The 24,529-nt window shown below is 61.9% G+C and carries 23 protein-coding genes and 1 riboswitch; of the genes, 13 read left to right on the top strand and 10 right to left on the bottom strand.

From position 1 onward, the window contains the following. Nucleotides 1-10 precede the first annotated feature (10 nt). Nucleotides 11-1,309, bottom strand: a complete 1,299-nt coding sequence (gene nhaA, locus sake_RS12205; RefSeq protein WP_178946154.1) for a Na+/H+ antiporter NhaA — start codon at nucleotides 1,307-1,309, stop codon at nucleotides 11-13. A gap of 287 nt (nucleotides 1,310-1,596) precedes the next feature. On the opposite strand from nhaA, the gene sake_RS12200 reads away from it, so the two are divergent. Next, nucleotides 1,597-2,118 carry a MarR family winged helix-turn-helix transcriptional regulator gene (locus sake_RS12200; protein ID WP_238147674.1) on the top strand — a complete coding sequence of 174 codons (522 nt, stop codon included), beginning with the start codon at nucleotides 1,597-1,599 and terminating at the stop codon, nucleotides 2,116-2,118. Between the two features lie 55 nt (nucleotides 2,119-2,173). Here sake_RS12200 and sake_RS12195 read toward each other — a convergent pair whose 3' ends face one another. Continuing rightward, the gene (locus tag sake_RS12195) at nucleotides 2,174-2,932 is read right to left on the bottom strand and encodes a GntR family transcriptional regulator (RefSeq protein ID WP_178946153.1); all 759 of its coding nucleotides are present in this window, start codon (nucleotides 2,930-2,932) and stop codon (nucleotides 2,174-2,176) included. 160 nt (nucleotides 2,933-3,092) lie between these two features. Between sake_RS12195 and sake_RS12190 the strand changes: the two genes are divergently transcribed. From sake_RS12190 to sake_RS12170, 5 genes are all read left to right on the top strand, one after another. Beyond that, a complete protein-coding gene (locus sake_RS12190) occupies nucleotides 3,093-4,163 on the top strand; it encodes an ABC transporter ATP-binding protein (protein ID WP_129360247.1) in 1,071 nt (356 codons plus the stop codon). Then, the gene (locus sake_RS12185; protein WP_129661746.1) at nucleotides 4,160-4,846 is read left to right on the top strand and encodes an ABC transporter permease; all 687 of its coding nucleotides are present in this window, start codon (nucleotides 4,160-4,162) and stop codon (nucleotides 4,844-4,846) included. Before sake_RS12190 ends, sake_RS12185 begins: the two co-directional genes overlap by 4 nt. Further along, on the top strand, nucleotides 4,843-5,514 hold the full coding sequence (locus tag sake_RS12180; protein WP_129360249.1) for an ABC transporter permease: 672 nt from the start codon (nucleotides 4,843-4,845) through the stop codon (nucleotides 5,512-5,514). The genes sake_RS12185 and sake_RS12180 overlap by 4 nt, the downstream gene beginning before the upstream one ends. Next, entirely contained in the window at nucleotides 5,508-6,440 is a 933-nt protein-coding gene (locus sake_RS12175) for an ABC transporter substrate-binding protein (RefSeq protein WP_129360250.1), read from the top strand. The genes sake_RS12180 and sake_RS12175 overlap by 7 nt, the downstream gene beginning before the upstream one ends. 62 nt (nucleotides 6,441-6,502) lie before the next feature. Continuing rightward, nucleotides 6,503-6,943 (top strand): DoxX family protein, encoded by a 441-nt coding sequence (locus sake_RS12170; RefSeq protein WP_129360251.1) that lies wholly within the window; start codon nucleotides 6,503-6,505, stop codon nucleotides 6,941-6,943. Nucleotides 6,944-6,946: 3 nt separating this feature from the next. On the opposite strand, the gene sake_RS12165 is transcribed toward sake_RS12170, so the two are convergent. Together sake_RS12165 and sake_RS12160 are read right to left on the bottom strand one after the other, a co-directional pair. Next, the gene (locus tag sake_RS12165) at nucleotides 6,947-7,816 is read right to left on the bottom strand and encodes a LysR family transcriptional regulator (protein ID WP_178946152.1); all 870 of its coding nucleotides are present in this window, start codon (nucleotides 7,814-7,816) and stop codon (nucleotides 6,947-6,949) included. Nucleotides 7,817-7,861: 45 nt separating this feature from the next. Continuing rightward, complete coding sequence (locus sake_RS12160) at nucleotides 7,862-8,422, bottom strand: pyridoxal 5'-phosphate synthase (RefSeq protein WP_129360253.1); 561 nt, start codon at nucleotides 8,420-8,422, stop codon at nucleotides 7,862-7,864. 950 nt (nucleotides 8,423-9,372) lie between these two features. Beyond that, nucleotides 9,373-9,465, top strand: a riboswitch (TPP riboswitch). Here sake_RS12160 and thiM point away from each other — a divergent pair. The 4 genes from thiM to sake_RS12140 all read left to right on the top strand — a co-directional run bounded on the left by thiM (nucleotide 9,456) and on the right by sake_RS12140 (nucleotide 12,614). Further along, nucleotides 9,456-10,295 (top strand): hydroxyethylthiazole kinase, encoded by an 840-nt coding sequence (gene thiM, locus sake_RS12155; RefSeq protein ID WP_129360254.1) that lies wholly within the window; start codon nucleotides 9,456-9,458, stop codon nucleotides 10,293-10,295. It overlaps the preceding riboswitch by 10 nt. A 32-nt stretch (nucleotides 10,296-10,327) precedes the next feature. Continuing rightward, a complete protein-coding gene (thiE, locus tag sake_RS12150) occupies nucleotides 10,328-10,978 on the top strand; it encodes a thiamine phosphate synthase (RefSeq protein ID WP_207718909.1) in 651 nt (216 codons plus the stop codon). Beyond that, nucleotides 10,978-11,895 carry a bifunctional hydroxymethylpyrimidine kinase/phosphomethylpyrimidine kinase gene (gene thiD, locus sake_RS12145; protein WP_129360524.1) on the top strand — a complete coding sequence of 306 codons (918 nt, stop codon included), beginning with the start codon at nucleotides 10,978-10,980 and terminating at the stop codon, nucleotides 11,893-11,895. Before thiE ends, thiD begins: the two co-directional genes overlap by 1 nt. Nucleotides 11,896-11,909: 14 nt before the next feature. Then, complete coding sequence (locus tag sake_RS12140; protein ID WP_165001001.1) at nucleotides 11,910-12,614, top strand: TenA family protein; 705 nt, start codon at nucleotides 11,910-11,912, stop codon at nucleotides 12,612-12,614. A gap of 58 nt (nucleotides 12,615-12,672) precedes the next feature. On the opposite strand, the gene sake_RS12135 is transcribed toward sake_RS12140, so the two are convergent. After that, nucleotides 12,673-13,134 (bottom strand): universal stress protein, encoded by a 462-nt coding sequence (locus sake_RS12135; protein WP_178946150.1) that lies wholly within the window; start codon nucleotides 13,132-13,134, stop codon nucleotides 12,673-12,675. Between the two features lie 33 nt (nucleotides 13,135-13,167). Beyond that, nucleotides 13,168-14,655 (bottom strand): CitMHS family transporter, encoded by a 1,488-nt coding sequence (locus tag sake_RS12130; RefSeq protein WP_178946149.1) that lies wholly within the window; start codon nucleotides 14,653-14,655, stop codon nucleotides 13,168-13,170. Nucleotides 14,656-14,956: 301 nt separating this feature from the next. Here sake_RS12130 and sake_RS12125 point away from each other — a divergent pair, with 301 nt between their 5' ends. Together sake_RS12125 and sake_RS12120 are read left to right on the top strand one after the other, a co-directional pair. Continuing rightward, nucleotides 14,957-15,706 carry a FadR/GntR family transcriptional regulator gene (locus sake_RS12125; RefSeq protein ID WP_178946148.1) on the top strand — a complete coding sequence of 250 codons (750 nt, stop codon included), beginning with the start codon at nucleotides 14,957-14,959 and terminating at the stop codon, nucleotides 15,704-15,706. Continuing rightward, a complete protein-coding gene (locus tag sake_RS12120; protein WP_238147676.1) occupies nucleotides 15,703-16,725 on the top strand; it encodes a DUF4862 family protein in 1,023 nt (340 codons plus the stop codon). Before sake_RS12125 ends, sake_RS12120 begins: the two co-directional genes overlap by 4 nt. Nucleotides 16,726-16,793: 68 nt before the next feature. On the opposite strand, the gene sake_RS12115 is transcribed toward sake_RS12120, so the two are convergent. Next, a complete protein-coding gene (locus tag sake_RS12115) occupies nucleotides 16,794-19,130 on the bottom strand; it encodes a sialidase family protein (protein WP_178946147.1) in 2,337 nt (778 codons plus the stop codon). 227 nt (nucleotides 19,131-19,357) lie between these two features. Between sake_RS12115 and sake_RS12110 the strand changes: the two genes are divergently transcribed. Next, nucleotides 19,358-20,857 (top strand): sialate:H+ symport family MFS transporter, encoded by a 1,500-nt coding sequence (locus sake_RS12110; RefSeq protein WP_178946146.1) that lies wholly within the window; start codon nucleotides 19,358-19,360, stop codon nucleotides 20,855-20,857. 388 nt (nucleotides 20,858-21,245) lie between these two features. On the opposite strand, the gene sake_RS12105 is transcribed toward sake_RS12110, so the two are convergent. Genes sake_RS12105 through sake_RS12095 form a run of 3 tightly spaced genes read right to left on the bottom strand, consistent with a single transcriptional unit; the run spans nucleotide 21,246 to nucleotide 24,324 of the window. Continuing rightward, nucleotides 21,246-21,911 (bottom strand): DUF6320 domain-containing protein, encoded by a 666-nt coding sequence (locus tag sake_RS12105; protein ID WP_178946145.1) that lies wholly within the window; start codon nucleotides 21,909-21,911, stop codon nucleotides 21,246-21,248. Then, complete coding sequence (locus sake_RS12100) at nucleotides 21,908-23,362, bottom strand: alcohol acetyltransferase (RefSeq protein WP_178946144.1); 1,455 nt, start codon at nucleotides 23,360-23,362, stop codon at nucleotides 21,908-21,910. The genes sake_RS12105 and sake_RS12100 overlap by 4 nt, the downstream gene beginning before the upstream one ends. Further along, a complete protein-coding gene (locus sake_RS12095) occupies nucleotides 23,359-24,324 on the bottom strand; it encodes an alpha/beta hydrolase (protein ID WP_178946143.1) in 966 nt (321 codons plus the stop codon). The genes sake_RS12100 and sake_RS12095 overlap by 4 nt, the downstream gene beginning before the upstream one ends. Between the last annotated feature and the right edge of the window lie 205 nt (nucleotides 24,325-24,529).

Below are 24,529 nucleotides of genomic sequence, written 5' to 3'. Positions count from 1 at the left end.
GAGGCCCCGCTCAGGATAGGGGGAGGTTCACGCCGGACTCCCCCGGTTGTCCACAGGAATTCCCAGGCGTCCGACGTGGCTGGCACGCATAGTGTCTGCTCCTGACGGCCAGGAACGAACCTCCGAGGAGCGCTGCGAGTACGGATGCCGAAAGAATGGCGACCTTGGCGGTGTCGCCCAACGGAGTGTCTCCGCCAAAACTCAACTCAGCGATCAGCAAGGAAACCGTGAACCCGATTCCGGCCACAAGCGAGACACCGAATACATCTGGCCAGCGGATGCTGGGGTCCACATTGACTCCACGAAAACGGGTGATCAGCCACGTCGCTCCCGTGATTCCGAGGCACTTGCCGGCCAGGAGACCGACGACGATCCCTATGGCCGCCGGGCTGCTGATGGATTCGACGAATCCGCGGAAACCTCCGATGGCCACGCCGGCCGAGAAGAACGCGAATACCGGTACGCACAGGCCAGCAGACAATGGTCTGACGCGGTGCTCCAGGACCTCCGTGAGGCCCCCATGGGCGGAGTCGGGAGTTCTGGAACTGCGTTTGACGGGGACGCAGAAGCCCAGGAGAACGCCCGCGATGGTTGCGTGGATACCCGAACCAACGAAAAACGCCCATGTCAGAGCGCCCAACGGCAAGAGCAGGAGCCACGCGGAACCTGGCTTGAGATGGAGCAGCCTCTCGCCCCGGTAAGCGATGAATGCATATGCGGCCAGGGGAATCAGGGCAAGTGCGAGGTACAGGAAGTTGAGGTCCGAGGTGTAAAAAACCGCGATGATCGTGATTGCGATGAGATCGTCGACCACGGCCAAGGTCAGGAGAAAAGTTCGCAGAGCCCCTGGGAGGTTCCGACCCACGACGGCGAGCACCGCGACCGCGAAGGCGATGTCCGTAGCCGTGGGGACAGCCCAACCGCTCAACGCTTCGCCGCCGGAGCCGATGGCGACGGCTGCAAAGATCAGGGCTGGAAGCGCGACTCCGCCCACCGCAGCGGTCATGGGAACAATGGATTTGCCGGGATCGCGCAGCTCACCCACCGCGAATTCCTTCTTGAGTTCCAAACCGACGATGAAGAAGAACACGGCCAGCAATCCGTCGGCGGCCCAGTGGCCGACCGACATATCGAGATTGAGAGAACCGATGCGGAAACCGAGGTGGTCGTCGCGAACCGAAAAATACCAAGAAGAGGCACCGCTATTGGCCAGAACTATGGCCAGGAGGGTCGCCACGAGGAGAAGCACCCCGCCTGTGGACTCCTGACGCAGAGTCGCGGCGAAGCGCTGAGGGGCACGGTGTGACATGAGAGGTCTCCTGCGATGGGAAGGATCGGAAAATCTTTGTTTCGAATTTTGAAGCCGCGTTCCACGCTGACTTGCCGACCAGACTTCCCGGCACACCTGAAATCCCCAGTATAGGCGAGGTCGCCGGCGGGTTCTGCGTTCCGCGTCACGGGGCGTGCACAAGTCCGCCCATGTCAGAAGGTGATCCTGTGTATTTCGAAGACCGAGAATCGGCGATCGATTGGGGCATAATGGCATGACCTGCTGATGGTGCAGGAGCAGAGATACGTCAAGTGGAAGGTTGTCCGGTGTCCCACGCGCCCCAAGCCCAGCGCGAGCCGCAGTGGCTGACGCAAGAAGAGCGTGAAGCCTGGTTGTGCCTCTCGGCGATCATGTTTCAGCTGCCCGGACAGCTGGAAAACCAGCTGCAGCGAGATTCCAACCTTGGATTCGTCGAATACATGGTCTTGGCCATGCTCTCCGAGGCCCCTGACCAGCATCTGACGATGACGGAGCTGTCCTCCCAAACAAATACTCGCCTCGCCCGACTTTCACGGGTTGTGAAACGGCTGGAGGAGGATGCTTACGTTGCGAGGACAACCTCGGAGGTCGACCGGCGCGTCAGCATCTGCCATCTTCGCCCGGCCGGGCACGAAGCCGTCATCGAGGCGGCCCCGGGTCACGTGGCGCAAGTGCGTGCCGCCGTGTTCAACCGCCTGACCAAACGCCAGGTCACTCAGCTCGCCGGAATCGGTGAGGCATTGTTGGGCGGAAAACCGTCGTCGATCGTCGCGGCTCAGCTGGCGCAAGGAGCCCGTCCCCGCGGGTGAACGTCGGCAACCGCGGATCCCGTCGGCGAGCCGATCGCGCTTCCGCGGTCTCGGATCACCGTTGCGGCGATGCTCCGGTGGTGGTGAAGAAGATGTGAGCATCGGAGGAAACGAAGATCGACTCTCCGTACAAAAAAGGGCGCCCGTCCGCCGAATACGCCGTGATCTGCAACGACAGGCGCGGTTGACGATCCGAAATGCTCAATGTGCGGGCTTCGTCCCGCGAGGGAACCAGAAGGGAAACGCTCAAGTCCTGCTGGGCGATGCTCACCCCGTGTTCCCGTTCCAGATAGCCGTAGAGCGACTGCTCCCGGAAATCTTCGTCTTCGATCCCCGGGAACTGTCCCGGAACGAACCACGTGCGTGACAACTGATGGACATTCCCGTCAACGTAGCGGCGTCGTGACATGTGGAAGACCTCGGAATGCGGATCGACCCGAAGGGCCTTCGAAACCGCCATATTGGCTTGGACCGGGCCGAATTCCAGGACGTCGGAATGAACCCGATGTCCGAACCCGGTCAGTTGACCGAAAAATCCGGTGAAGCGGCTGTCGAAATGTTCGCCTTGGTCGACATGGTTTTCCGAGGTCGTCGGCTCAGGGCGGTTGACCTTGGTGCCGTGCCCGCGGTGCCGGGTCACCAGGCCGTCGCGAGCGATTTCCTCGATTGCTCGCCGCATCGTAATTCGCGAGACGCAGTACTCTTCGCACATCTCGGTCTCGGTAGGCAGAAGAGTGCCGTCGTCGAGGCCGGCGATTCGGGCGCGCAATTGCCGTTCTACTGCGCGGTACTTCGGCAATGAAGCGGTGGACACGCGACCTCCTGTAGAGCTCCGGGTGGTTCCTGATGACTCGTAAAGTATCTTTTTCGAGTCCTGAACCTAAAGTATGACGCAACTTCTTCGCATGGTGGACCTCGATCCGTGATGGGTCTGACGTACCATCGGTACAGCAGTCTTACCCAAAGGAACCTCCATGCCACTAGGAAAAACGGACGCAATTGAGTTCATCGGAGTCTCCAAGGAGTATGGCTCCACCACCGCTGTGGACGAACTGAACCTCGCGATTCCGGACGGACTCATCACGGTTTTCGTCGGTCCCTCCGGATGCGGAAAGACGACGTCGTTGCGCATGATCAACCGAATGGTCGAGCCGACCCACGGACAAATACTGATCCAGGGGAAAGACAACCGGGAACAGTCGGCCTACGAGCTGCGCCGTTCCATGGGGTATGTGATGCAGCAGTCCGGTCTGATGCCGCACCGCACCGTGGCGGACAATATCTCGACCGTTCCCCGGTTGAACGGCGCCTCGAAGAGCGAGTGCCGCGCCCGGGCCCTCGACCTGATGGACACCGTAGGCCTGGATCGAGGGCTGGCCAAGCGATACCCCGCACAACTGTCCGGCGGCCAGGCTCAACGAGTCGGGGTTGCCCGCGCACTGGCTGCGGACTCCCCAATCCTCCTGATGGATGAGCCGTTTTCGGCCGTGGATCCTGTGGTCCGCGCCGACCTTCAGCGTGAGCTCATCCGACTCCACGAGACGCTCGAGCGAACCATCGTCTTCGTAACTCACGACATCGACGAAGCCGTGACGCTGGGGCAGCGGGTCGCCGTCTTCGGAGAAGGCGGCCGAGTCGCCCAGTTCGGCAGCCCTGAAGAGATCCTCCGCGAACCGGCGGACGATTTCGTAGCCTCTTTCGTCGGGCACGACCGTGGCACGCGCCGGCTCACATTCGCTTCCGGAGGGGAAGTTCCCATCCACCCGTTGGACACAGAAAATCGGCCCTGGGGCGATTGGGACCTTGCTCTCGACGACGCCGGCCGTCCCGCGGGCTGGCTCATCGACGGACGCAATATCATCGGTGGCAGCCTCTTCCCCCGGGGAGGAAATCTGCGCGATGCGTTGGACTCGGTGCTGTCTTCCCCCTCCGGGTGGGGAGTCGCTGTGGATGAAGACGGAAAGGCCCTCGGCCTGCTGGCCTCCGACGACGTCATGGACGCGGCCGCGAGAGAGCGGCGCAGTCGTTACGGGGTAGGCCTATGAGCTGGCTCTTCCACAATCTCTCCTACGTGGGCGAGCTGACCGGGTTGCATCTGCTCCAGTCGGTTCTGCCGGTCATCATCGGGACCATCATCTCGATCCCGATCGCACGTTTTGCCGCTGTCCGTCGTGCTCGGGGTGCGGAAGGTTCCGGGCGGGCCGCCAGAGCCCGCGCGGGCAAAGCGCGACGCGGCGTCGTGGTGAATGCGGCGGCATTGCTGTACACGATTCCTTCGTTGGCTCTCTTCGTGCTGTTGCCCCTGATCCTCGGCACCGCGATCACCTCCCTGACCAACGTGATCATCGCGCTGAGCCTGTACGTCATCGCCATGATGGTCCGTTCATGTGTGGACGCATTCGAGTCCGTTGACGGCGCCGTGCTCGACGCGGCCACGGCGGTGGGCTATCGATCCGCACGTCGCTTCTGGACGGTTGAGCTTCCGCTATCGATTCCGGTGATGGCCGCAGGGCTCCGCGTGGCCCTGGTATCCAATATTTCGATGGTTTCGGTGGGCGCCGTGATCGGGATCCAGTCGCTCGGTACGCTCTTCACGGATGGCCTCCGGCGTGACTTCACCACGGAAATCGTGGTGGGCATTGTGTTGATCGCGATCATCGCCATCGTGCTCGACCGTTTGGTCGCCTTGGCCGCGTCGGCCGCTACTCGTTGGCAGGTGAGGTCATGAACGTTGTCCAACAGACGTGGAATTGGTTCACGGATCCGCAGTCATGGGGCGGTTCCAGTGGCATTTGGGTGCGGCTCGGCGAGCACCTCGAGTACACGGGACTCGTGCTCGGAATAGCAGTGATCGTCGCGATCCCCGTGGGGCTTTGGCTAGGTCATACGCGGCGGGGTGGAAACGTGGTGATCGGTTTGACCGGTGCGTTGCGCTCCCTGCCGACGCTGGGCCTGCTGACCTTGTTTGCCCTGTGGATTGGCATTGGTCTGACCGCGCCGGTTCTCGCCCTGGTGATTCTGGCCGTTGCCCCGTTGCTGGCCAACGCATACGCCGGGATCGCGGCGGTTGACCCGGCCGTTGTCGATGCCGCTCGGGCTCAAGGAATGAAGGAATGGCAGATTCTGACCAAAGTGGAGATTCCCAACGCCGTGCCGATCCTCTTCGGCGGAATCCGTAATGCGACCCTTCAGATCGTCGCCACCGTCACTGTCATGGCCTATATCGATTTGGGTGGCTTGGGCCGTTTTCTGATCGACGGACTGGCCGTCCGAGATTATTCCCGCATGGTTGCGTCGATGCTGCTCGCCGCTGTTCTGGCCCTCGTGCTGGACGGGATTTTGGCCCTGGTGCAGCGTGCGCTCACTTCACCCGGACTGGTCAAGGAGGAATCGTGAATCGCGAATCGGTGAACACCTCGCGGCGCCAGGTGCTCGGCCTGGTCGCGGCCGCGTCAGTTCTGGGCCTGACCGGGTGCGGGCTGTCAGGGAAGAACGCGCTCGGCCCGTCCAAGGGCAAAGGCACCGTGGTCGTCGGTTCCGCGGATTTCGTGGAATCTCAGATCATCGCGGAAATTTATACTGCCGCGCTCAATAACGCCGGGCACAAAGCGGAAAGTCAGCCTGCGATCGGGGCCCGTGAAGCATATATCGGCGCCGTGCAGCAAGGGAGCGTGAGCGTGGTTCCTGATTACTCGGGAAACCTTTTGCAGTATTTCGACGAAAAGGCGACCGCGAGTACGGCCGAGGACATCATGCAGGCCCTACGGGCCGCGGTTCCGGAAGGCCTGCAGGTTTTGGACCCGTCTCCGGCAGAAGACAAGGACGCCCTCGTGGTGACCCAAGAAGTTGCGCAGAAGTACAACCTGAAATCCCTGGAAGACTTGGGCAGAGTTTGTTCAAGCCTCAAGTTGGCGGGGCCGCCCGAGTTTCAAGAGCGGGCGTACGGGCTGCCGGGGCTCAAGGCCAAATACGGGTGCGTGCCGGCCAAGTTCTCTCCTATCAACGACTCCGGCGGTCCCTTGACGGTCAAAGCCCTGACCGATGACCAGGTGCAGGTTGCGGACATCTTCACGACGACGCCCGCGATTGAGAAGAACAACTTCGTGGTGCTTCAGGATCCCAAGAACAATTTTCTGGCGCAGCAGGCCATCCCGCTGATCCGAAAAGATCAGGTTCCGGAAGCGGCCCAGGCAGTGCTCAACAAGGTCTCCAAGACATTGACCACTGAGGACCTGATCCACCTCAACGACCGGGTCAGTGGGGACGAAAAGGCCTCAACCGTTCAGGCTGCCAAGGATTGGGTTTCGGATAAGGGCCTCTGACGGAGTGCCCATCGTCACGGAAGACCCCCACCAAAGTACTTTACCTGTAAAGTGAAAAAACTATGAGTTACCCACAGAATTCAACCTTGTCCGCGCCTTTGGGCCTCCTGCTTCTGCGTGTTGGCCTGGGCATTGTCTTCTTGATGCACGGTCTGCAAAAGTTCAACGAGTGGACCCTCGACGGAACCGCAGCGAACTTCCAGCAAATGGGCGTTCCATCCCCTGAGCTTTCCGCTGCGGTGGCCGCCTATGCCGAGTTGATCGGCGGTATCGCCTTGATCGTCGGTGTGCTTTCTCGGCTTGCTGGGCTGGTTCTGGCGATCGATATGTTCGGGGCAATCTATTTTGTCCACGGTTCCCAGGGGTTTTTCGCCTCGGACGGCGGATACGAATCCGTTCTGGTGCTGGCCCTCGCTTCGCTCGCTGTTTTTCTCGTCGGTCCCGGCCGATTTGCGATCGCCGGTGCACTTGAGGGACGGCGTGGTTGGGGAGCTTTCGCCTAGGGTCTAGTTTCGACCCTCTGTGCGGCAGGGGAGAGTCGAGAGTGCTGCGTTTCTGAACTCCTGGATCGCGCGCGAGTTCGAGCTCGTACGCCACGCCAAGCAGAGGGGTACGGACGGGGCTTCGTCGAGCGGGACGAATGCGACTCTCGAGTGCCCGTACGACGCCGCAGCCGAGGCCGGCGTTGCGCCGACACCCTTGCCTGCTGCGACCAAGGTGATCCATTCGTCGTAATTGGCGCATTCGATGATTGAAGAGGGCCTCTGCCCGGGATCCCAGAGAGACGGCCGCGTATTGCCGCTCAGCGTATTGATCACCACGGGATGTTGGCCGAGTTCCTTCCAGGGGATCGATGTTCGCCGAGCCAAACGACTGCCGGTGCTGACCGCGGCGACACGCGGTTCTCGGAAGAGCTCAATCGTTTCGACCTCTGTCCCCATGAGAGTTTGCCGCGTGAGAGCCACATCCACGGCTCGGTTCAGCAACGCGGAGCATACGTCATCATGTCTGGTCAGATGCGTTCGGATGCCGCTGGAACGCTCGAAGGTCGCCAAAGTCCGGGAAATCCACGGGTCGGGAAGAGCCCACGGGAAACCGATGCGCAGCTCTTCCACCTGATGAGTCTCAGCGATGGCGTCCTCGATCTCGCGGAGGATGGTCCTGGCCCGTTCGAATAGCCTTTGCCCCTGAGGGGTCAGGTCTACGGAGCGGGAAGAGCGGTTCAGCAGAGTAACCCCGCCGAGGCGAGCCTCCAGCTGTTGGATGGTTCGGCTCAAGGCCGGTTGAGTGATGTGCAGGCTGCGGGCGGCGGCCGTGAACGACTTCTTCCGGCCGACCGCCTCGAGCGCGCGGAGGTGGCGCAATTCCAGGTCCATGACTACTCAGGATAGATCGCAGGTACTCGGGCCGATGATTCGAGCCTAGCCCGCCGGCGTCGTGACCCGGTGATTTACCCACCCGGAACCGTCTCGTATGTATTCCACACGGGAGTGATTCCGGTCTTCGCGAGCTTGCATGAATTCGTACTCCGTGGGAGCGAGGGAATAGAGCCGCCAGTCCGGGTTGGGCTCACCGGTATAGCTGGGGCGTTGCTCCCAATCGCGTTGGGATTCCTCGTCGCTCAGGGCCACGACGTTGCCCGTGACCCTGACCTGCCGGCCTGATTCGCGCCAGAAGAAGATCATTGATGCGCGGGGGTTCTGATCGATGTGTTGCCCCTTGCGCGAGGTCTGATGCGTTGAGAACTGGAACCCTCGCTCGTCGATGTCTTTGATGATGAGCGTGCGTCCGACTGGGGTGTCTCCATTCTGAATGGTCGTGAACGTCATCGCGTGCGGTTGACGGTTTCCCGCGCCGATCGCGTCGTTGAACCAGTCCAGGAAAAGGTCTATTGGATCCTCGGGAACCCGTTCCGGGTCGAGGACAGGGAGGCCCTGGGGGAAGGAAGGCAGGCTGCGTAGCTGGTCGCTCAATGTGCTCATGCCTCGATCGTAAGTGCTGTGACGGATCTCGGGACAGGGTCATGTGCAGATGGAATGCGGCCATGCGCGAGGGGCCTGGACAGAATTGCTTTCGGGGGTGCGGCCGGGGTGCCAATGAAGCCGTCGGCGCAGGCGATTCCACACAGGCGGTGGAGAAAGTTATCCACAGGTGTGCACAACGATGTGCACAACTCGAATATCTGTCCTAAGAGTGCGTTGGGGAAAATGAAACGTGCCGCTTCTCCCCAGGATCTCGAATCGAATATCGGTGAAAAAGCTGCTCGAACTACAGAAGTGTAAGTTGTCCACGACTGGGGACATCTGTGTGGATAAAGCGTTGGCGGTCGGTGCCCGGTCGCGGTCGGCTCCGCATGTTCATGCTGATCGGACGAGGGGAGAAGGGCGAGCAGCCAGGCGCTCCGGGGACCTAGGATGCCGCGGAATACAGGGAAAAATCCGGTCACAGCGCTCTCTCTGGGGACCGAATGCCAGGTCGCCCCAGGCCCTGCTTGCGTCGGGGACGACGTGAGGAAGTTGTCCACAATTATCCACAACCTTCCACAGGGAGGTGACCTCAGCGAGCGATTTCTCCACGTGTTGTGTGAAAAGTTATCCACAGGTGGGGATAAAAATCTGTGTTTGGGGTTCGTGAGGCGTCCGTGGGCAACGGTACGGGCCAGGAATGCGGAGCGACCACTGAAAAATACCTGCACGTACACACTGCAATGACAAGGTTTATGCAGTGGGGTGCGGTCTCGGACCCACCTGTTGGGAATCGATGTGGGTTTCGTGGAGTCACATTCGTGTAAGTTCTCCACACTGTGGATAGATCTTGTGGATAAACCCTCCGGACTGTCGGAAAAACATGCTTGCGGCGTTGTATGACCTTTCAGGGGCGGTTTTCATTCGCGGGACACGAGCTAAAGTGATGGGAGGCGCAATGGCGCGCCGACAGTGACAAGGGGTGCCCCGTTCGGCTGAGATAAGACCCTTTGAACCTGATCTAGCCAGCACTAGCGAAGGGATCGTCACCATGACTGATTCACCGGAAAATCACCGCGCCCCCGACGGCATCGTCGGATCGGCCGAGGCCGTTCGAGGGTCGTCACCCCTGGTCCATTGCTTGACCAACGCGGTCGTCAAAGAAATCACGGCCAACGTTCTGCTCGCCGTCGGGGCTTCGCCCGCAATGGTCGAACACCCCGACGAAGCGCGCATCTTCGCTGGGATGGCCGACGGGGTGCTTGTGAACGTCGGGACGGTCTCGGAGGATCAGATCGCGGCGATCCAGGCCGCAGTGGAAACCGCGGGATCTGCGGGTGTGCCCTGGGTTCTAGATCCGGTTGCGGTCGGAGGCCTTCCCCTACGTACCGAATTCGCCCGGGACCTCGTCACTCAACGTCCGACTGCGATTCGTGGCAACGCCAGCGAGATCGTCGCCCTGGCCGGACAGGGAAGCGGCGGCCGTGGGGTCGAGTCGACCGATGCTGTGGAAACTGCTCTCGATGCCGCGCGCTTCCTTGCGGAACGCACCGGCGGCATCGTCGCGATTTCCGGGGAGCGGGATGTGGTCGTCTCTGCGAACCGGACCACGTGGCTGACCAGTGGTCACGAATTCATGCCGCTGGTCATCGGGACGGGGTGCTCGCTCGGGGCCACGGTCGCGGCGTATCTGGGTGCCGCCCGTGCGGCTGGCCTGGCCGACCATGACGCTGTTTTGGCGGCCCACGCCCATGTGGGTGCCGCCGGCTCCTTGGCGGGTCGAACCGCCGACGGTCCCGGATCCTTCCACGTGCGGTGGATCGATTCGCTCTACGAGCTCTCCCCGGCTGGAATCGGCCGCCTTGTCGAGGTTCACGAGGAAGCCCAGTGATACCTCCCGCGACTGATTTCTCACTGTATTTTGTGACGGATACGAAGCTGTGCGGTGGTCTCGATCGTGTACCGAATGTGGTGTACGAGGCCGTGATGGGCGGCGTCGGTGTAGTTCAGGTCCGCGACAAAGAGCTATCGGATGGCCGCTTCGCTGATCTGGCGCGCGCTTGCGAGCAGCAGTTGCGTCGGGCCGAGCAGGACTCGGGCAGGTCCGCCCAGCTGTTCGTCAATGATCGACTCAGCGTCGCCGCAGATCTGGGGCTCAATGTTCACGTCGGACAATCCGACGCCGCCGCGGCGGATGCGCGTGCGGCGGTCGGACCCGACCTCATGGTTGGGCTCTCGGTATCGACACCGGGCGAGGTCCGGGCCGCGGTGGCCGAACGCCAAGCGGATGTTCTGGGCATTGGCCCGGCCTGGGCCACTCCTACCAAAACCGACGCCGCCCCGGCCTTGGGGCCCGATGGGGTATCCGAATGTGCGGAGATAGCCCGAACCGGAGGGCTCGTGAGTGTAGCCATAGGAGGAATCAATCCCTCCACAGCCACTGAATTGGCGGGTGTGCCCGTTGACGGTCTGTGCGTCGTCTCCGCAATCGCTGCCGCCCAGGACCCCAGAAAGGCGGCGGCCGAATTGCTGAGCCTCGCCACCATGACACTCAACAGAGGACGTGATTCGTGATGCGCCCACCCGTCGCCATGACCATTGCCGGTTCGGACCCTTCGGGTGGAGCCGGAATCCAGGCCGACCTCAAGACCTTCAGCGCCATCGGGGCTTATGGGTGTGCTTGTATGACGTCGTTGACCAGCCAAAACACGGTCGGAGTCCGAGGGGTGCACAATGTGCCGGAAGACTTCGTGGTCTCCCAGGTCGAGGCGGTCATCGATGATGTGCCGGTGGATTCCACCAAGATCGGGATGCTTGGAACCGGGGGAGTGGTTCGTTTGCTCGCACGCCTGATGAACGAGCGGCGCGAGAGCTTCGGGACCGTGATTCTCGACCCGGTCATGGTGGCCACGAGCGGAGACACCCTCCTGAGCCAGGACGCCGACGCAGCGATCCGCGCGGATCTTTTGCCTCTCGCGGACCTCATCACCCCGAACCTCCCGGAAAGTGCTCGGTTGTTGGGACGTCCCGACCGTGTTGCCGACTCGCTCGAGGATATGCGCTCCCAGGCCGAAGAGCTTCTAGAGCTTGGGCCCCGTGCAGTCCTCCTCAAGGGAGGGCACCTACGAGATGGGGAAGCCGTGGATGTTCTTGCGATATCTCCGAGGCCGTCTCCCGTTGAGGGTGCGGCGAGGACTCCGGCAGCCGAACCGACTGTTATTGAACTGACTGCGCCCCGCGTGGAAACGCGCAACACTCACGGAACCGGGTGCACCCTCTCCTCGGCGATCGCTGCTTTTTCCGCGCGGTGGGCCGTGCACCAAGCCGATTCAGGGGACCGAGGGATCGACGATGCCGCTCTGATGGCAGCGACCAGAGATGGCAAGAACTTCTTGACCCGGGCACTTGTGGACGGCGCGTGTTGGGAACTCTCGCGGTTCCCGGACCAAGGTCATGGCCCCGTCAATCACTTGGCCCAGATCCTCCGATGAGCGAAGGCGACCCGATGAATCAATCAGCGAAGAATCATGACGTGTGGACCACCGGAGAATTTACAAGGCAACTGTGGAAAGACGCTTCCGGGATTCTGGGGCGAGTGAATCGTCTGGAGTTCCTGCGCCAACTGGGCGAAGGCACTCTGGCTCCAGAGATCTTCGTGGAATACATCTGCCAGGACGCTTTCTATCTGAGCAACTATTCACGGGCCCTGGCCGTGTTGTCCTCGAGGGCACCGACCGCGGAAGCCGCCGAGTTTTGGGCAGGTAGCGCCAGCACCGCGGTCGCCGAGGAGAAAGTGCTGCACTCCCAGCTCATGAACGATCCACTCCTGGCGGATTGCCCCCGAGCGGAATCACCCTCGCCGATCACGCGCGGGTACATGTACACGTTGCTCGCGGCTTGTGCTTACGAGCCCTACGAGGTTGGGGCCGCCGCCGTGTTGCCCTGCTTCTGGATCTACGCGGACGTGGGGCGGGTACTGACGAGTCGTTCGGCCGCGGTGAAGGATCATCCCTATGGCCGATGGGTTGAGGAATACGGCGATCCTGCTTTCGCGGAGGCCACCCAAAAGGCCATCGGCCTGGTGGAGGAAGCAGCGGCCTCGGTCACCGACGTCGTCCGGAAACGCATGCGAGAGGTCTTCCTGGACGCTTCCCGCTTCGAAGAAATGTTCTGGGAATCGGCCTATCGCGGGGAGAAGTGGACTCTGTAACGCTCACCGCGAGCCCAGAGCTCGTTCAGCTCGCCCCGGATCCAGGTCCCGCGCCGCACTATTTGACCGTCAGTACCGGACACTCCGCCTCGAGGATCACCCTTTGGGCGCTCGAGCCGAGGAAGAGTTTCATGACCGGGGAGCGGCGTCGCGTTGCCAGGACTATCAGCTTGGCGTGGTGCTCTTCGGCCAGATCGAGGAGCTGATCCGCGACGTCGTCCCCCGCGCGCTGAATTTCGAACTCCAGCCCCGCTTCGATGATCTGCAGGGAAACTTCCTTGACGACTTCGATGCGGCTCGCGGAGGGACTGGTAGTGCTGTCCGTGGCATACGCCACCACGCGAAGCGCCGCCTTTTCGCGGTGGGCCGCGGCGATCGCTTCCCGCATGACCTTCGGGCTCGCATCCGTGCGGTACCCCACGACGACGGTGCGTGGTGCGCGGTCGATCCCATCCGAGGACGATACCCTCAGCGAGGGCTCCGGCATCGAGTGGGAAGGTTTCGAATAGAGATCCGTCATGATGTGCTCCTTCTGGGACGGGCCGGGTATCGACTAGGCGCTGCCGATGGCGACGACGCCGACCAGCACGCCCACGGCCAGCATGACCAGCGAGACGACCAGCGCTCGCCACAGCACTTTCTTGTGGTGGTCGCCGAGTTCGACGCCGGAGAGCGAAACGAGCAGCAGGATGGCCGGAACCAGGGGTGACTGGAGGTGGACCGGCTGTCCGGTGATCGAGGCACGGGCCATATCGGTGGCAGGGATTCCGTAGTGAGACGCGGTTTCGGCGAGAACCGGAAGGATTCCGAAGTAGAAAGCGTCATTGCTCATGAAGAACGTCATCGGAATCGACAGGATGCCGGTGATGACGGCCAGGTACGGGCCCATCGAGGAGGGAATGACGTCTACGAGCCATGCCGCCATACCGTCGACCATCCCGGTACCGCTCATCACGCCGGTCAGGACACCGGCGGCCATGACCATGGCTACGACGGAAATGATCGAGGTCGCATGGGATGCGAGTTCTTCCTGTTGTTCCTTGACGCCACGGAAGTTGACCAACAGGGCCACCACGGTACCGATCATGAACAGATAGGGCAGGGGGAGAACGTCCATGATGAGAAGGATCATGATCGCAACCGTCAGAACCAGGTTGAACCAGAACAGACGCGGGCGAAGAGTCGAACGGTCCGGGTCCAACGCGGTGTCGGTCAGCGTGGAAGCGGCCTGTCCTTCGCCTTCGAATTGGTTGATCACCAGGGCCTGGGTAGCGGGCCCACCCGACGTGGCCTGTGCGGCCGAGCCCTCTCCGTCTCGAGGCGTCGAGTGGGAGCCGCTCGGGCCGGAGTCGTGACGGGGTGAGGAAGAGCCGGATTGTGGGGTTTCGACGTCGTTCGCTGCGCCTTCGACCCAAGCCACGCCCTTCTTCTGAAGTCGACGACGTTCCGAGCGGCCCAGCAGGTATGCGAAGGCGAAAGCAACGATGAGGCCCACGAGGAGGGAGGGCACCATGGGCGCAAAGATCGTGTTCGCATCCAAGTGCAGGGCCGAGGCGGCACGAGCCGTCGGGCCGCCCCACGGAACGATGTTCAACGTTCCATTGATCAGTCCCGCGGTACAAGTCAGAACCACCGGGGACATCTGCAGGCGCTGATAAATCGGCAGCATCGCGGCCGTGACCACGATGAACGTCGTCGAGCCGTCACCGTCCAATGACACCGCGCCGGTCAGTACCGCGGTGCCTAGCACCACCTTGACCGGATCGTGGCCGCAGAAGCGCAAGATGAATTCGACGAGTTTGTCGAATAGCCCGACGTCGATCATGATGCCGAAGTAGATGATCGCGAAGAGCAGCAGCGCGGCCGTCGAGGACATGGACTCAATGGCATCCATGACCATGTCGCCGATGCCCAGCCCAGCTCCGGCGAAGAGGCCGAAGATGGTCGGGATGAGAATGAGCGCCAGAACCGGCGAAAGTTTCTTGGTCATGATGAGGGCCATGAAGACCAGAATCATGACGAATCCGAGAAGGACGATCACGGGCTTCTCCTTCGAAGTATGTTGTGATGCGGAATACACCTTAGGGAAACCTGGGAAGGTGGTGCGCGCTTGTGCTCACTGATCGCGTTCTGCTCATTGAGCACCTTGTGCGCATTGTGCTCAAATACGCACCGCGCGAGATGTTTGTTTCCATGCGGTGCCTGGCCGGAAAGCCCGACGCCGGTCGGAGCCGGGCCCGAAATCATTGAAACCATCGGCCCGTCGGACAAGTCAGGCCACATTGTCTGATGTCTGATGTTGAGTAGAGTGGAAGTTGAACCAGAAACTCGAGGAGGCCACGATGTCGACGGCTCCACCACGGAGATTTACGACGCTCACCTCCGAGGCGTCGCTTGCTCCAAGCGGCGCACGGAAGGTAACGGCAGCGGACCGGATCAAGGACTTCATCCTGGCCGAAGGTCTTCAGCCAGGGGACCTTCTGCCTACGGAAAATGAGTTGTGCGAGTACCTTGGTGTCTCTCGATCCAGCGTGCGGGAGGCCATTCGCACGCTGTCGACCCTGGACATCGTCGTTATCAGACGCGGCCATGGCACCTATGTCGGGGAGATGTCTCTGGATGCTCTCGTGGAAACCCTCGTTTTCCGCGGTGTACTGAGTCCGGGAGACGACCTGCGTGCCCTGAGGGATGTTGTAGAGGTTCGCCAAGCTCTTGACCGTGGCTTGGCCGAGCAGATTGTGGCCAGCCTGGCCGGCACGTCCAATCCAGAACTGCATTCCCTGGTGGATGAGATGGTGGCGTTGGCGACCAAAGGGCGAGCCTTTCCGCAACATGACCGAGCGTTCCATACAGGCCTACTGGAACGGCTTGAAAACCCACTCGTCGGACAGCTGGTGACGGCCTTCTGGGACGTGCACACATCGGTGGTCCCCAAGCTGGGTCTGTCTGTGGCGGCGGATCTGGAGCAGACGGCTCGGGCACATGGATTGATGCTCGAAGCCGCCCAGGACGGCGACGTCGAGGCTTTTCGTGCCGCGATCGTCTCCCATTATGATCCGATCGAGCGTGCGCTCGATGCCAAGACGGCATGATGGTCGAACAACCCGCCAACCGCACTCGAGATGCATCTCCGAGACGGCGACAAGACGCCACACGGCCTTCTTCTGGGCCTCCGGCGAATGGGCGCACGTCTCGGCCTGCCGTTCTTGTCGGTGCCTACGCATGCCTTCCTGCTTCGCCGCGAGAGCAGGAGGCGTTCTACGCAGGCCTTGCTGGTCGGAAACTCGCCGATGGACTGGAGATACCTTTCCGCGACAAGCTTGTTGATGATCCACAGTGGCTCGCCGATCAAATGCACGGTCGCTTCACTCGGTCGGTTCTGACTTTGATTCCCGGCACCATGATCAACGTGGGCACCTGCGCCGTGTTTGGGCTCGCCTCGCCGGATCCGGACGGCCGGCGGGCAGCACTGGAGCATTTCCGACGTGCTCGTTGTGCCGCGGAAGAACTGAACCAACTCACGGGTGAACAATCCGTTGGTGCCCTCCATATCCACACGGCTCCCTCGAAACTAGCCGCCCCGGAAATGTTCGCTCGTTCGCTCGAGGAGATCCTCTCGAGCCCGCCTGCCGCTGGCTCGTGGTCTACACGAGTCATTGTGGAGCATTGTGACGCATACAGCCCCGAGATCGCGGGGGAGAAACGTTTCTTGTCTCTGGAAGAGGAAATGCCCCTCGCGCTGGAGGCGGGAGTCGGTATGACGATCAATTGGGGGCGTTCGGTCATCGAGGCGCGTGACCCTGACCGGGCGCTCAACCAGATCCGCGCGCTCGTCGAGGCCGGGTTGCTCGAGGGAATCATGTTTTCGGGCGCCGGCCCGTCCGCGAATCAGTACGGAGATGCCTGGGCTGACGCGCATCTCCCGCTGGCCGAGGACGAGCCCACCTCCCTCCTGGACTCCGGAGAAGTAAGACGCTGCCTCCTGGCGGCGGGACGTGACCTCAGCTATGCAGGAGCCAAGATTCAGGCCCCCGGTGATGCGACCGTCGAGGAAAGACTCGACATGGTGGGTCGCATTACCCGGATCGTGCGCGGGGAGAAAAGCCGCTAGGGCAATAACCCGGATGCCCCATGGGTCCGGGTGAGCCCGTTGGGAGGCGAGTGCTTATTTTGCCTGCCTCAGTCCGAGGCAGACGCGGCCGTTTCCGTACTCCGTGACTCGAGGAGCCACGAGAGGGGAATGATGGAAAGAAACAAGCCTTGCCATTCCCTTTCCCAAAGCACGGCGAGGCGTCCGTCGGGAAGCTGCGCCATTGACTGGTAGACGTGATGACGTGGGTTGAGCACGCGATTGTGCGGCCAGGTCCGACCGTCGTCGAAGGACATCCGTAGTACCCCTCGTCCACGGAACGGCAGCATTTGAGAAGCATTGGCGAAGACTGTCGCCTCGCGCCCGTCCTCGAGGCTGACTCGGATCGCGTTCGGTTGTGAGAAGATCTCAGGAATTTGGGGGACGAAGCTGACCTCGCCCCAACTTTCCCCACCGTCCTTGCTGACCGAGTGGGCAACGAGACCGGCAGGATGCTGATTGCGCATGTAAGCATGCACCGCACCGTCTGTACCCTCTACGATCGTGGACTCGTGCAAGGAGCCTCTGTCGTCGGCGAGATCGCGAGAGGAGAGGTCCTCTCCGTCCAGGAGACGACCGTCGTTGGGGGAGGCGCCGCGCCGCCACGTGGTACCGCCGTCGTCGCTGTAGACCGCGGCACAGGAGAACGTACGACCCTCCTCATGGTTGTAATAGACGGGCATCAGCAGGCGACCCTGATGTTCTCCGCGGGCCAGCTGGATGCCATTGCCCGGTGAGGTTCCGAAGAATCTCATCCAGGGCTCCTTCACCTGGGGAGTGATGTCGCGGGGGTCGCTCCATGTCTCGCCGTCGTCGTCGCTCCAAACCATCTGGAAATAAGCCGTGCGGGCACTGAGAAGCGACTCGTTCGCGTCGTCACTGGCAGCGAGGTGTATATTGCCGGCGGGTTTGCCGTTGCGGGTCACCGCACCGTCATCGGCCACGTGATAGGCGCTCTGCTTGCCCTCGTCCGTGACCACGGAGCCGTCCTTCTCACGCAGATAGATCGCACCGTCTCGGTCGGTGAGGATCATTCGCCCTTGATCGTCATATCCTGTCCCCACCTGGGCGTTGGGCTGGCCGTAGCCGCCTGGGAACTGGTCGATGAGAACAATGACCCGGCCACTGTCCCTGTCCTGGACAATCACCGAGTCGATCACCGATGCCCCCGACCGGCCGCTGCCAGGGTAGTGGAGAATCGTGCGCACGGGCTCCCAGGACTCGCCCCCGTCGAGGCTGCGTCGGATGACGAAGTTGATGTCGTTGGGACTGTCGTTGGGGATGCTGACGCGTTGATCCGCCCCGGCGATGATCACTCCGGACTCCAGTGTCAGCAAAGCGGGGATGCGATAGCTGCGTGATCCGGCCAAGCCGGTGTCGAACAGGGCTCGCGTCTCCACAGGTTCCGCGGAGGCAAGTCTTTTGACCTGGTGATCCGACAGTACGGCATCGTAGATTGCTGCGGTCTGGGCTTCCCCGAAAAGTCGGGTACCGTCGAGATCCGCGCCGGCCACAACCCGTTCGATCTGCCCGATGTCCTGGAAAAATGCGGTGCCAGCGACGTGCAATACCTGGTACCCGTCGACGTAGAGGTCTAGCGCGCCGCGACCACTGACCAAGATGATGTCATGCCAGTTGCCATCATCCCATCGCCCTGGCGCCCGGATCCCGGCCAGCTGCTGGCCTCCGGCAATCACAGAATAGGTAATATCTCCGTTCTCGACAGCGAGAGTGAGTTTTCCGGAGGTTCCGCCGGCCTGGAGGATCACGCCGCCTTGACCTTCGCCTCGCGTGCGGCACCGGGCACGAATCGCGCCTTCCGCCAGAAGACTGAGGCGTCCTGCATCGCGTGACGATAGCTCTGCGGCGGCGAACTCGATCAATGGCCGCTGCGCGACGGATTGGGCGACCAGCGCATTCGCAGGCAGCGGCGCGTCCCAGATCGCGAGACGTGAGGGTGACATCATGCCCTGCGGGTCGACCGCAAGGGCGTTGAGGCCGAGCTCTTGGAACCAAACCTTTGTTGTCGAGGAGAAGGCCTCGTAACCGTCTGCGAACACATGGGTTCCGGTCGCATCCACCGTCAGCGCGATGCTGTGTGTGCGTCCGTCGTCGATACCGACCGTGTCCTCGGCGTCCAGCTGACGTGTCTGATCCTTGTGCGTGATCCACCCATTGAGTCGCCCTCCCGTGACCTCAAGGGTTATGGACCCGTGCTCGCCGTTGACTGCAAGTACAGGGCCGTCGACGGTCGTAGCAATGTCCACGAGCAGAGTCCCTGCTGAGTCCTGTGCCGCCAGGGTCAGAGACTGTGCATCGATCTCCGGGCCGCTGGAACTGTCACGGGAATCGAATCGGGTTTGGGGTGCGACATCGTCAGTGTGCATCTTGTCCTCTCGTCCGGCTGCGCCGGTCTCGGGTACCCGGTCTGCGGTCGATGAGTACCGCGAACCGTGGCAGTTCGCTTGCGCTGACCGTACATCGGACGTCTGATGTCGTCAACGCCGCCGAGATGGGCTGTGTCACACGAGTGAAGTTTATGTTAGCTTCATAACATCTGATGTCGGACGTCGGCTGTCTCGAAGGCAGGACGGTGAAATCAACGGAGATTCGTATGACAGAGGGACGCCTCGAAACGCGCGACAGAAATACCGATGACACCGGACGGCACTGGTGGCAGTACCTCAGCAAAGAGAAATGGAAGGCCTTCTTCGCCGCCTGGCTGGGTGTGCTCCTGGATGGTTACGACTTCGTTCTGATCTCGTTTGCCCTCCCCATGATCATCGCGGCGTTCGACCTGAGCCTCGTCCAAGGCGCCTCCCTGATCTCTGCGGCCTTCATCTCCCGGTGGATCGGAGGTTTGATTCTCGGCGCAGTCGGGGACAGATTCGGCCGAAAACCGGCGATGGTCGCGTCGATGATGTTGTTCGCCATCGCCTCGATAGGAATGGCTTTCGCCCCCAACTTTGCATTCCTCTTCGCTGCTCGCCTTGCGGTCGGCTTCGCCATGGCAGGTGAGTATTCTTCCTCTGCGACCTACGTTATCGAGTCGTGGCCGCGGCACATGCGGAACAAGGCCTCGGGGTTCCTGCTCTCGGGCTATGCCTTTGGCGTCATCCTCGCGGCCCAAGTGGACAAGTTCCTGATGCCCTGGGTCGAATCCTGGCATCCCGGATGGGGATGGCGGGCACTGTTCCTGACCGGAATCGTCCCGATCTTCCTGGCGCTCTACATGCGGCGCAGGTTGCCCGAGGCGGACGATTGGAAGGCAGCCAAGGCCGCTCGGTCAAAGTCTGCGAGGGAACCCGATGCGTTCAGTGTCCTGTTCGGAGGTCGTCGACGTGTGTTGAATATCCTGGGTGCTGTCCTCGCCTCCGTGGCGTTACTGGTGATTTTTGCGGTGTCCGGGGTCCCCACCTGGCTGATCACAACGTTTGCGATAGTTTGTGGTGTCATATTCATCGCATTCATCGTCCAGTTCGATCCCCGGCGTTGGGTAACTGGCGTCGCGATCATGGTGACGATCTTTGCCTCATTCATGTACACGTGGCCGATTCAAGGTCTGTTGCCCACATACCTGGACGGCGTCGGGATGGACGAGAATGTCGTGGCCAACGTGGTGGCCATCGCCGGTCTCGGCAATGCGATCGGCTATATCGTTGCTGGATTCGCGGGCGATCGTTTCGGCATGCGTCGCTGGTATGCGATAAGCCTCATTATTTCCCAAGTGATCGTCTTCCCGCTCTTCATGCAAGGCGGCGAATTCGTTTTCCTCGTGGGTACACTTCTTTTCTTCAATCAGATGTTCGGCCAAGGCATCTCCGGCCTCTTGCCCAAGTGGGTCACCAGCTATTTCCCGGTTGAGCAGCGAGCGGCTGGTCTCGGGTTCGCGTACAACGTCGGAGCGCTCGGAGGTGCGGTCGGACCATTGGTCGGTGCCAGCCTTGCCAGCCGCTTCGGATTGGGCTCGGCGCTTGCCGTGCTCTCGGTCGGCTTCGCGCTCATCGTCATCCTCTCGATTGCTCTGAACCTTCCGCGCAAGCTCCAACAACTCGTGAATGCCGATGCCGTCCGCCCTGAGGACGGCGATGACGAAGTCGTCGCACAAGCCTGACCTGCGCTCAACAGCTCAATTCCGGGCTGTCATGACATGAAAGATCACGTGACGGGCCCGGGGAGCCACCCGGCGTTCCGTGCTCCGCGCTGGGGGGGCATTGGCGGGGGTGTCTCTATGGTTTTCGTCAGGCCGTCACGGCGAGTTTCCCCGGATGTTTTCCGGTTTCTGCCGGTTCCTATCCGTGGACGTCGTGCCCCTCCTAACGCAGGGAAACGGCACCGACTCGGGTAACCACCGCCTAACGCGGAGTGCCGCGGGAACGGAGACTGCGCAGCGTCCCAGACCCTCATGTCTTGGCCGGCGTCAGCGGCACGCAGCGGCGATGCCTTCCTGGACTTTCACGTCATATTGATTCGGCCAGGCTCACTCATCGGTGGGTCGATGCCTAAAGGTGCAGGCGTCTGACGAGTTCGCGGCGCACTTCCGCGCCCCTGGCAAGCTGCAACACCACCAGGGCGATAACGCTGAGAGCACCGCAAATGGCTGGTGCGAGTGGGTTCGTCACCCAACCGAATGCGAGGAACCCGATGGGGGCCAGGCCCAGCAGCACCGTCAAACCGCTGTAGAGGATGTGCTCCGCCACCTCGAGGTGCATTGCCCAGAGCGTGATGAGCAAAGCAACAATGGATGATGCACAGACGATCGGCACCGCGTACGTCAGCGACCACGCACGCCAGCCGGTGAGATAGTCCCAGTACACGCAGACCAGGCCAATCAGGACGACGAGGTAGACGGTGCCCTTGGCGACATTGCGTCGTTTGCGTATTGCCATGAGCACCACAAGCCACATAGCCGTCACCCCCAGCCAGGAGGAGCGAAGAACTCCGAAACCCTCGGGCCCCCGGCCCAACAGCAGCTGGCCAGCCAAGGACGCCGCGATGACCGCGATTGAGGTCAGGAACAATACTTTCAGCACCCGTCGTCGTGAGAAGGTGAGTGGCACTGTCGGCATCGGACTCGGAACGGTCTCGCCCGCGACAGGGGCCCCGCACAACGGGCACAGAGTCCATGTGCCCTCGATATCGACGGCACACTCGGTGCAGCGCCTCATGATTCTCCTTCGGCGAGTTCCGCCTCGGTCACGCGTTCCGCGGCGACCGTCACATCGATCTCGTTGGCGGTGAGCATCCGGGCGAATTCCTTGACGTGGCCGGTCTCGGTGAACGGTGAGGTGAAGCTGATGGTGAGCAATCCGGCGTGGGAGGTCGCGCAGAACTGAGGGCGGACGGCGGAGACCTGGAACAGCATCCGCCCCACATGCGATTCGGCTGGCTCGGGCAGGCTCATCCGCCCCAAATTCGAGACTGCCACGCTCAAACTGCGGTTGCTGCCCCTGTTGATTAGCCCCAGGAACACGTCTTTGAGCGGGCGCGGTATGATCCTCAATCCGGGCATCCGCTCGGCCCGGATGAACCATCTCAGTTTCTTCTCCAGCGCTTCCTTGGTGGCTTGGGGGAGGAATTGGCCCTCAAGGTGTTTGCAGATTGAGCCAAGACCGTCGTCACCTTCACCGTAGGTATGTTCCACTCGGACGGTCGCAAAGAAATTTCGTGCTGACGTCGAGGGGAAGAACTGGCGCAAATTCACCGGAACTGACGCCGCTAGGGTTCGGTTCTTGCCCAGACCGCCCGAGGACAGGCGGATGGATTCGAAAAACAGCGCAGTCAGGTACATCGTGATGGAGACCCCCTCGGCGCGCGCAAGGTCAAGCACCGCCGCTGCGGACATGGTGAGCTCGACGGCGCGCGTGCGGTTGTCAGGGGTACGGGTTCCCCCGACCTGGTGCACTTTCTTCAAGGGGCGGTGTAGTCGGCGGGTCGCCCGATGAGCACTCGATGGCTGGGCGCTGTCATCGATGGTGAGCGCAGCCGGCACGGCAGCACGACTGAAAGTAGACCCGGAAGCGGGTGACGTGCGCCGGTGGTGGAAGTAGTGCTCGAAACTATCGGTGGGCAGGCCATGTTCCGGCTCAGCCGTATCGTCAGACGCGCCGTCGTCGGCCTGGGAACCGGCATCGCTCCGACCGGGCTCGGCCCGTAAGGCGTTGGCTCCGGTGGCCTCCGCGAGTGGCGGACTCTGGTCGGGGTACCGCCGCCGGATGTATGCGTTCACCAGGTCGGAGAGGAACCAAGAGGCACCGGTGCCGTCGGACAGGGCGTGGAATACTTCGAGGACGATCCGTCGGCGATGATAGACCACGCGGAACAGCAGAGTGCGCCGGCCCGCCTGGTAGATGGGGGCGCAAATGTGTTGCTTGTCCTCGGTGACGAGCGGGCGCAGGTCGCTGTCCTGCAGGTAGTACCAGAACAAACCGCTCTGCAGCACCGCATGGTAGAGCCGGTACCGGTCGTACGTCTCATCCAGGGCCTCCTGCAACAGTTGCGGGTCCACGGCGTGGTCCACCTCGGCGCTCGAGCGGAACACTTTGGGATCGGAAGCGCTTCGGGCGGCGAGGAAAATATTGGAGGCGTTGTCGAGCCGTACCCAGTCCCGGTGGGTCATGTGGGCTCCTGAGGGTCGGTCTGTTCCTCGGCGACGGGAGCATTGCTGAGGAATTCGTTGATCACCTCGTAGGCTTCTTGGACCGACCGGGAGAAGCGGGGCAGAGAGATGAAACCGTGCAACGCCCCGACCACCCGGTGTATCCGCACTGCGTTCCCGGCGTCGGCGAGGGCACGGCCGTAAGCCTCACCCTCATCGCGCAACAAATCCAGCTCCGCCGTGATCACCAGGGTCGTCGGTTGCTTGGAGAGGTCCGTCGCCATCAGCGGAGCGACAAACGCGTCGTGACGCTGGTCCCGGTCAGGAACGTAGAGGTCGAAGTAGTCCTCGACCTCGGTATTGGTGAGCCGGTAGTCCCCGCCGTGATAGCGCACCGAGGCGAACGGGGAGGTCTCCGGATCGTGGGCCCAGTGGGTCACCGGGTAGATCAGGATCTGTCGACTCGGGCCGCGATGACCGCGTTCTCGCAGCAGCGATGAGATGACGGCCGCAAAGTTTCCCCCGGCGGAGTCACCGGCCAAGACGATCTGACTGGCGTCCGCGGCGCCCACACGTTGCGGTTCCTCCAGCAACAACCGGGCGACGTCGTAGCAATCCTCCAGTCCCGCCGGGAAGGGGTACTCGGGCGCGAGCCTGTAGTCGACGGAGGCCACGGTACAGCAGGTGAGGTCCGCCATTCTGGTGCACGTCGGGGTGTACGTCTCACTGTCCCCGGTGACCCAGCCGCCTCCGTGGAAGAAGACGAGGACATCGTCGCGCCGTCGTTCTTTCGGCCGGAAAATCCGGACTTGAGCATGGAGTCTCTTGTCGTCGGGCATGGGCTGCCAGCGCGGGGTTCGAGACGGTGGCATCAACACCGCGGCCAATCGACGTTGCAGTCGCCGGACCTTCTCATAGTCCTCACGAATGTTGAGCCGGGGTGCGGCGAATAAGCGCAGTACAGCCCGAGACAGTCGGTTCACGAGTGGACAACGGTTCCGGGAGAGGATGGTTCCATGGGGCCAGCTTAGCCTCAATCCATAGATGGGGGTGGGGTGAGAGTTTGAGCTGATATCGGTCGGGCTTGCGGTTTTCGGGCAGTGGAGACAGCCGGGCCTCAAAGCCCCGAGCGTTTGGCTGGAAGTTGGCTCCTGGGCCGGTGACACATCGACGAAGTGGAGCCAACAC

It is taken from the genome of Kocuria sp. TGY1127_2, assembly GCF_013394385.1.
Classification (GTDB): Bacteria; Actinomycetota; Actinomycetes; order Actinomycetales; family Micrococcaceae; genus Rothia.
The sequence above is the reverse complement of the archived record's forward strand: the minus strand, read 5'-3'. Positions and strand labels throughout refer to the sequence as shown.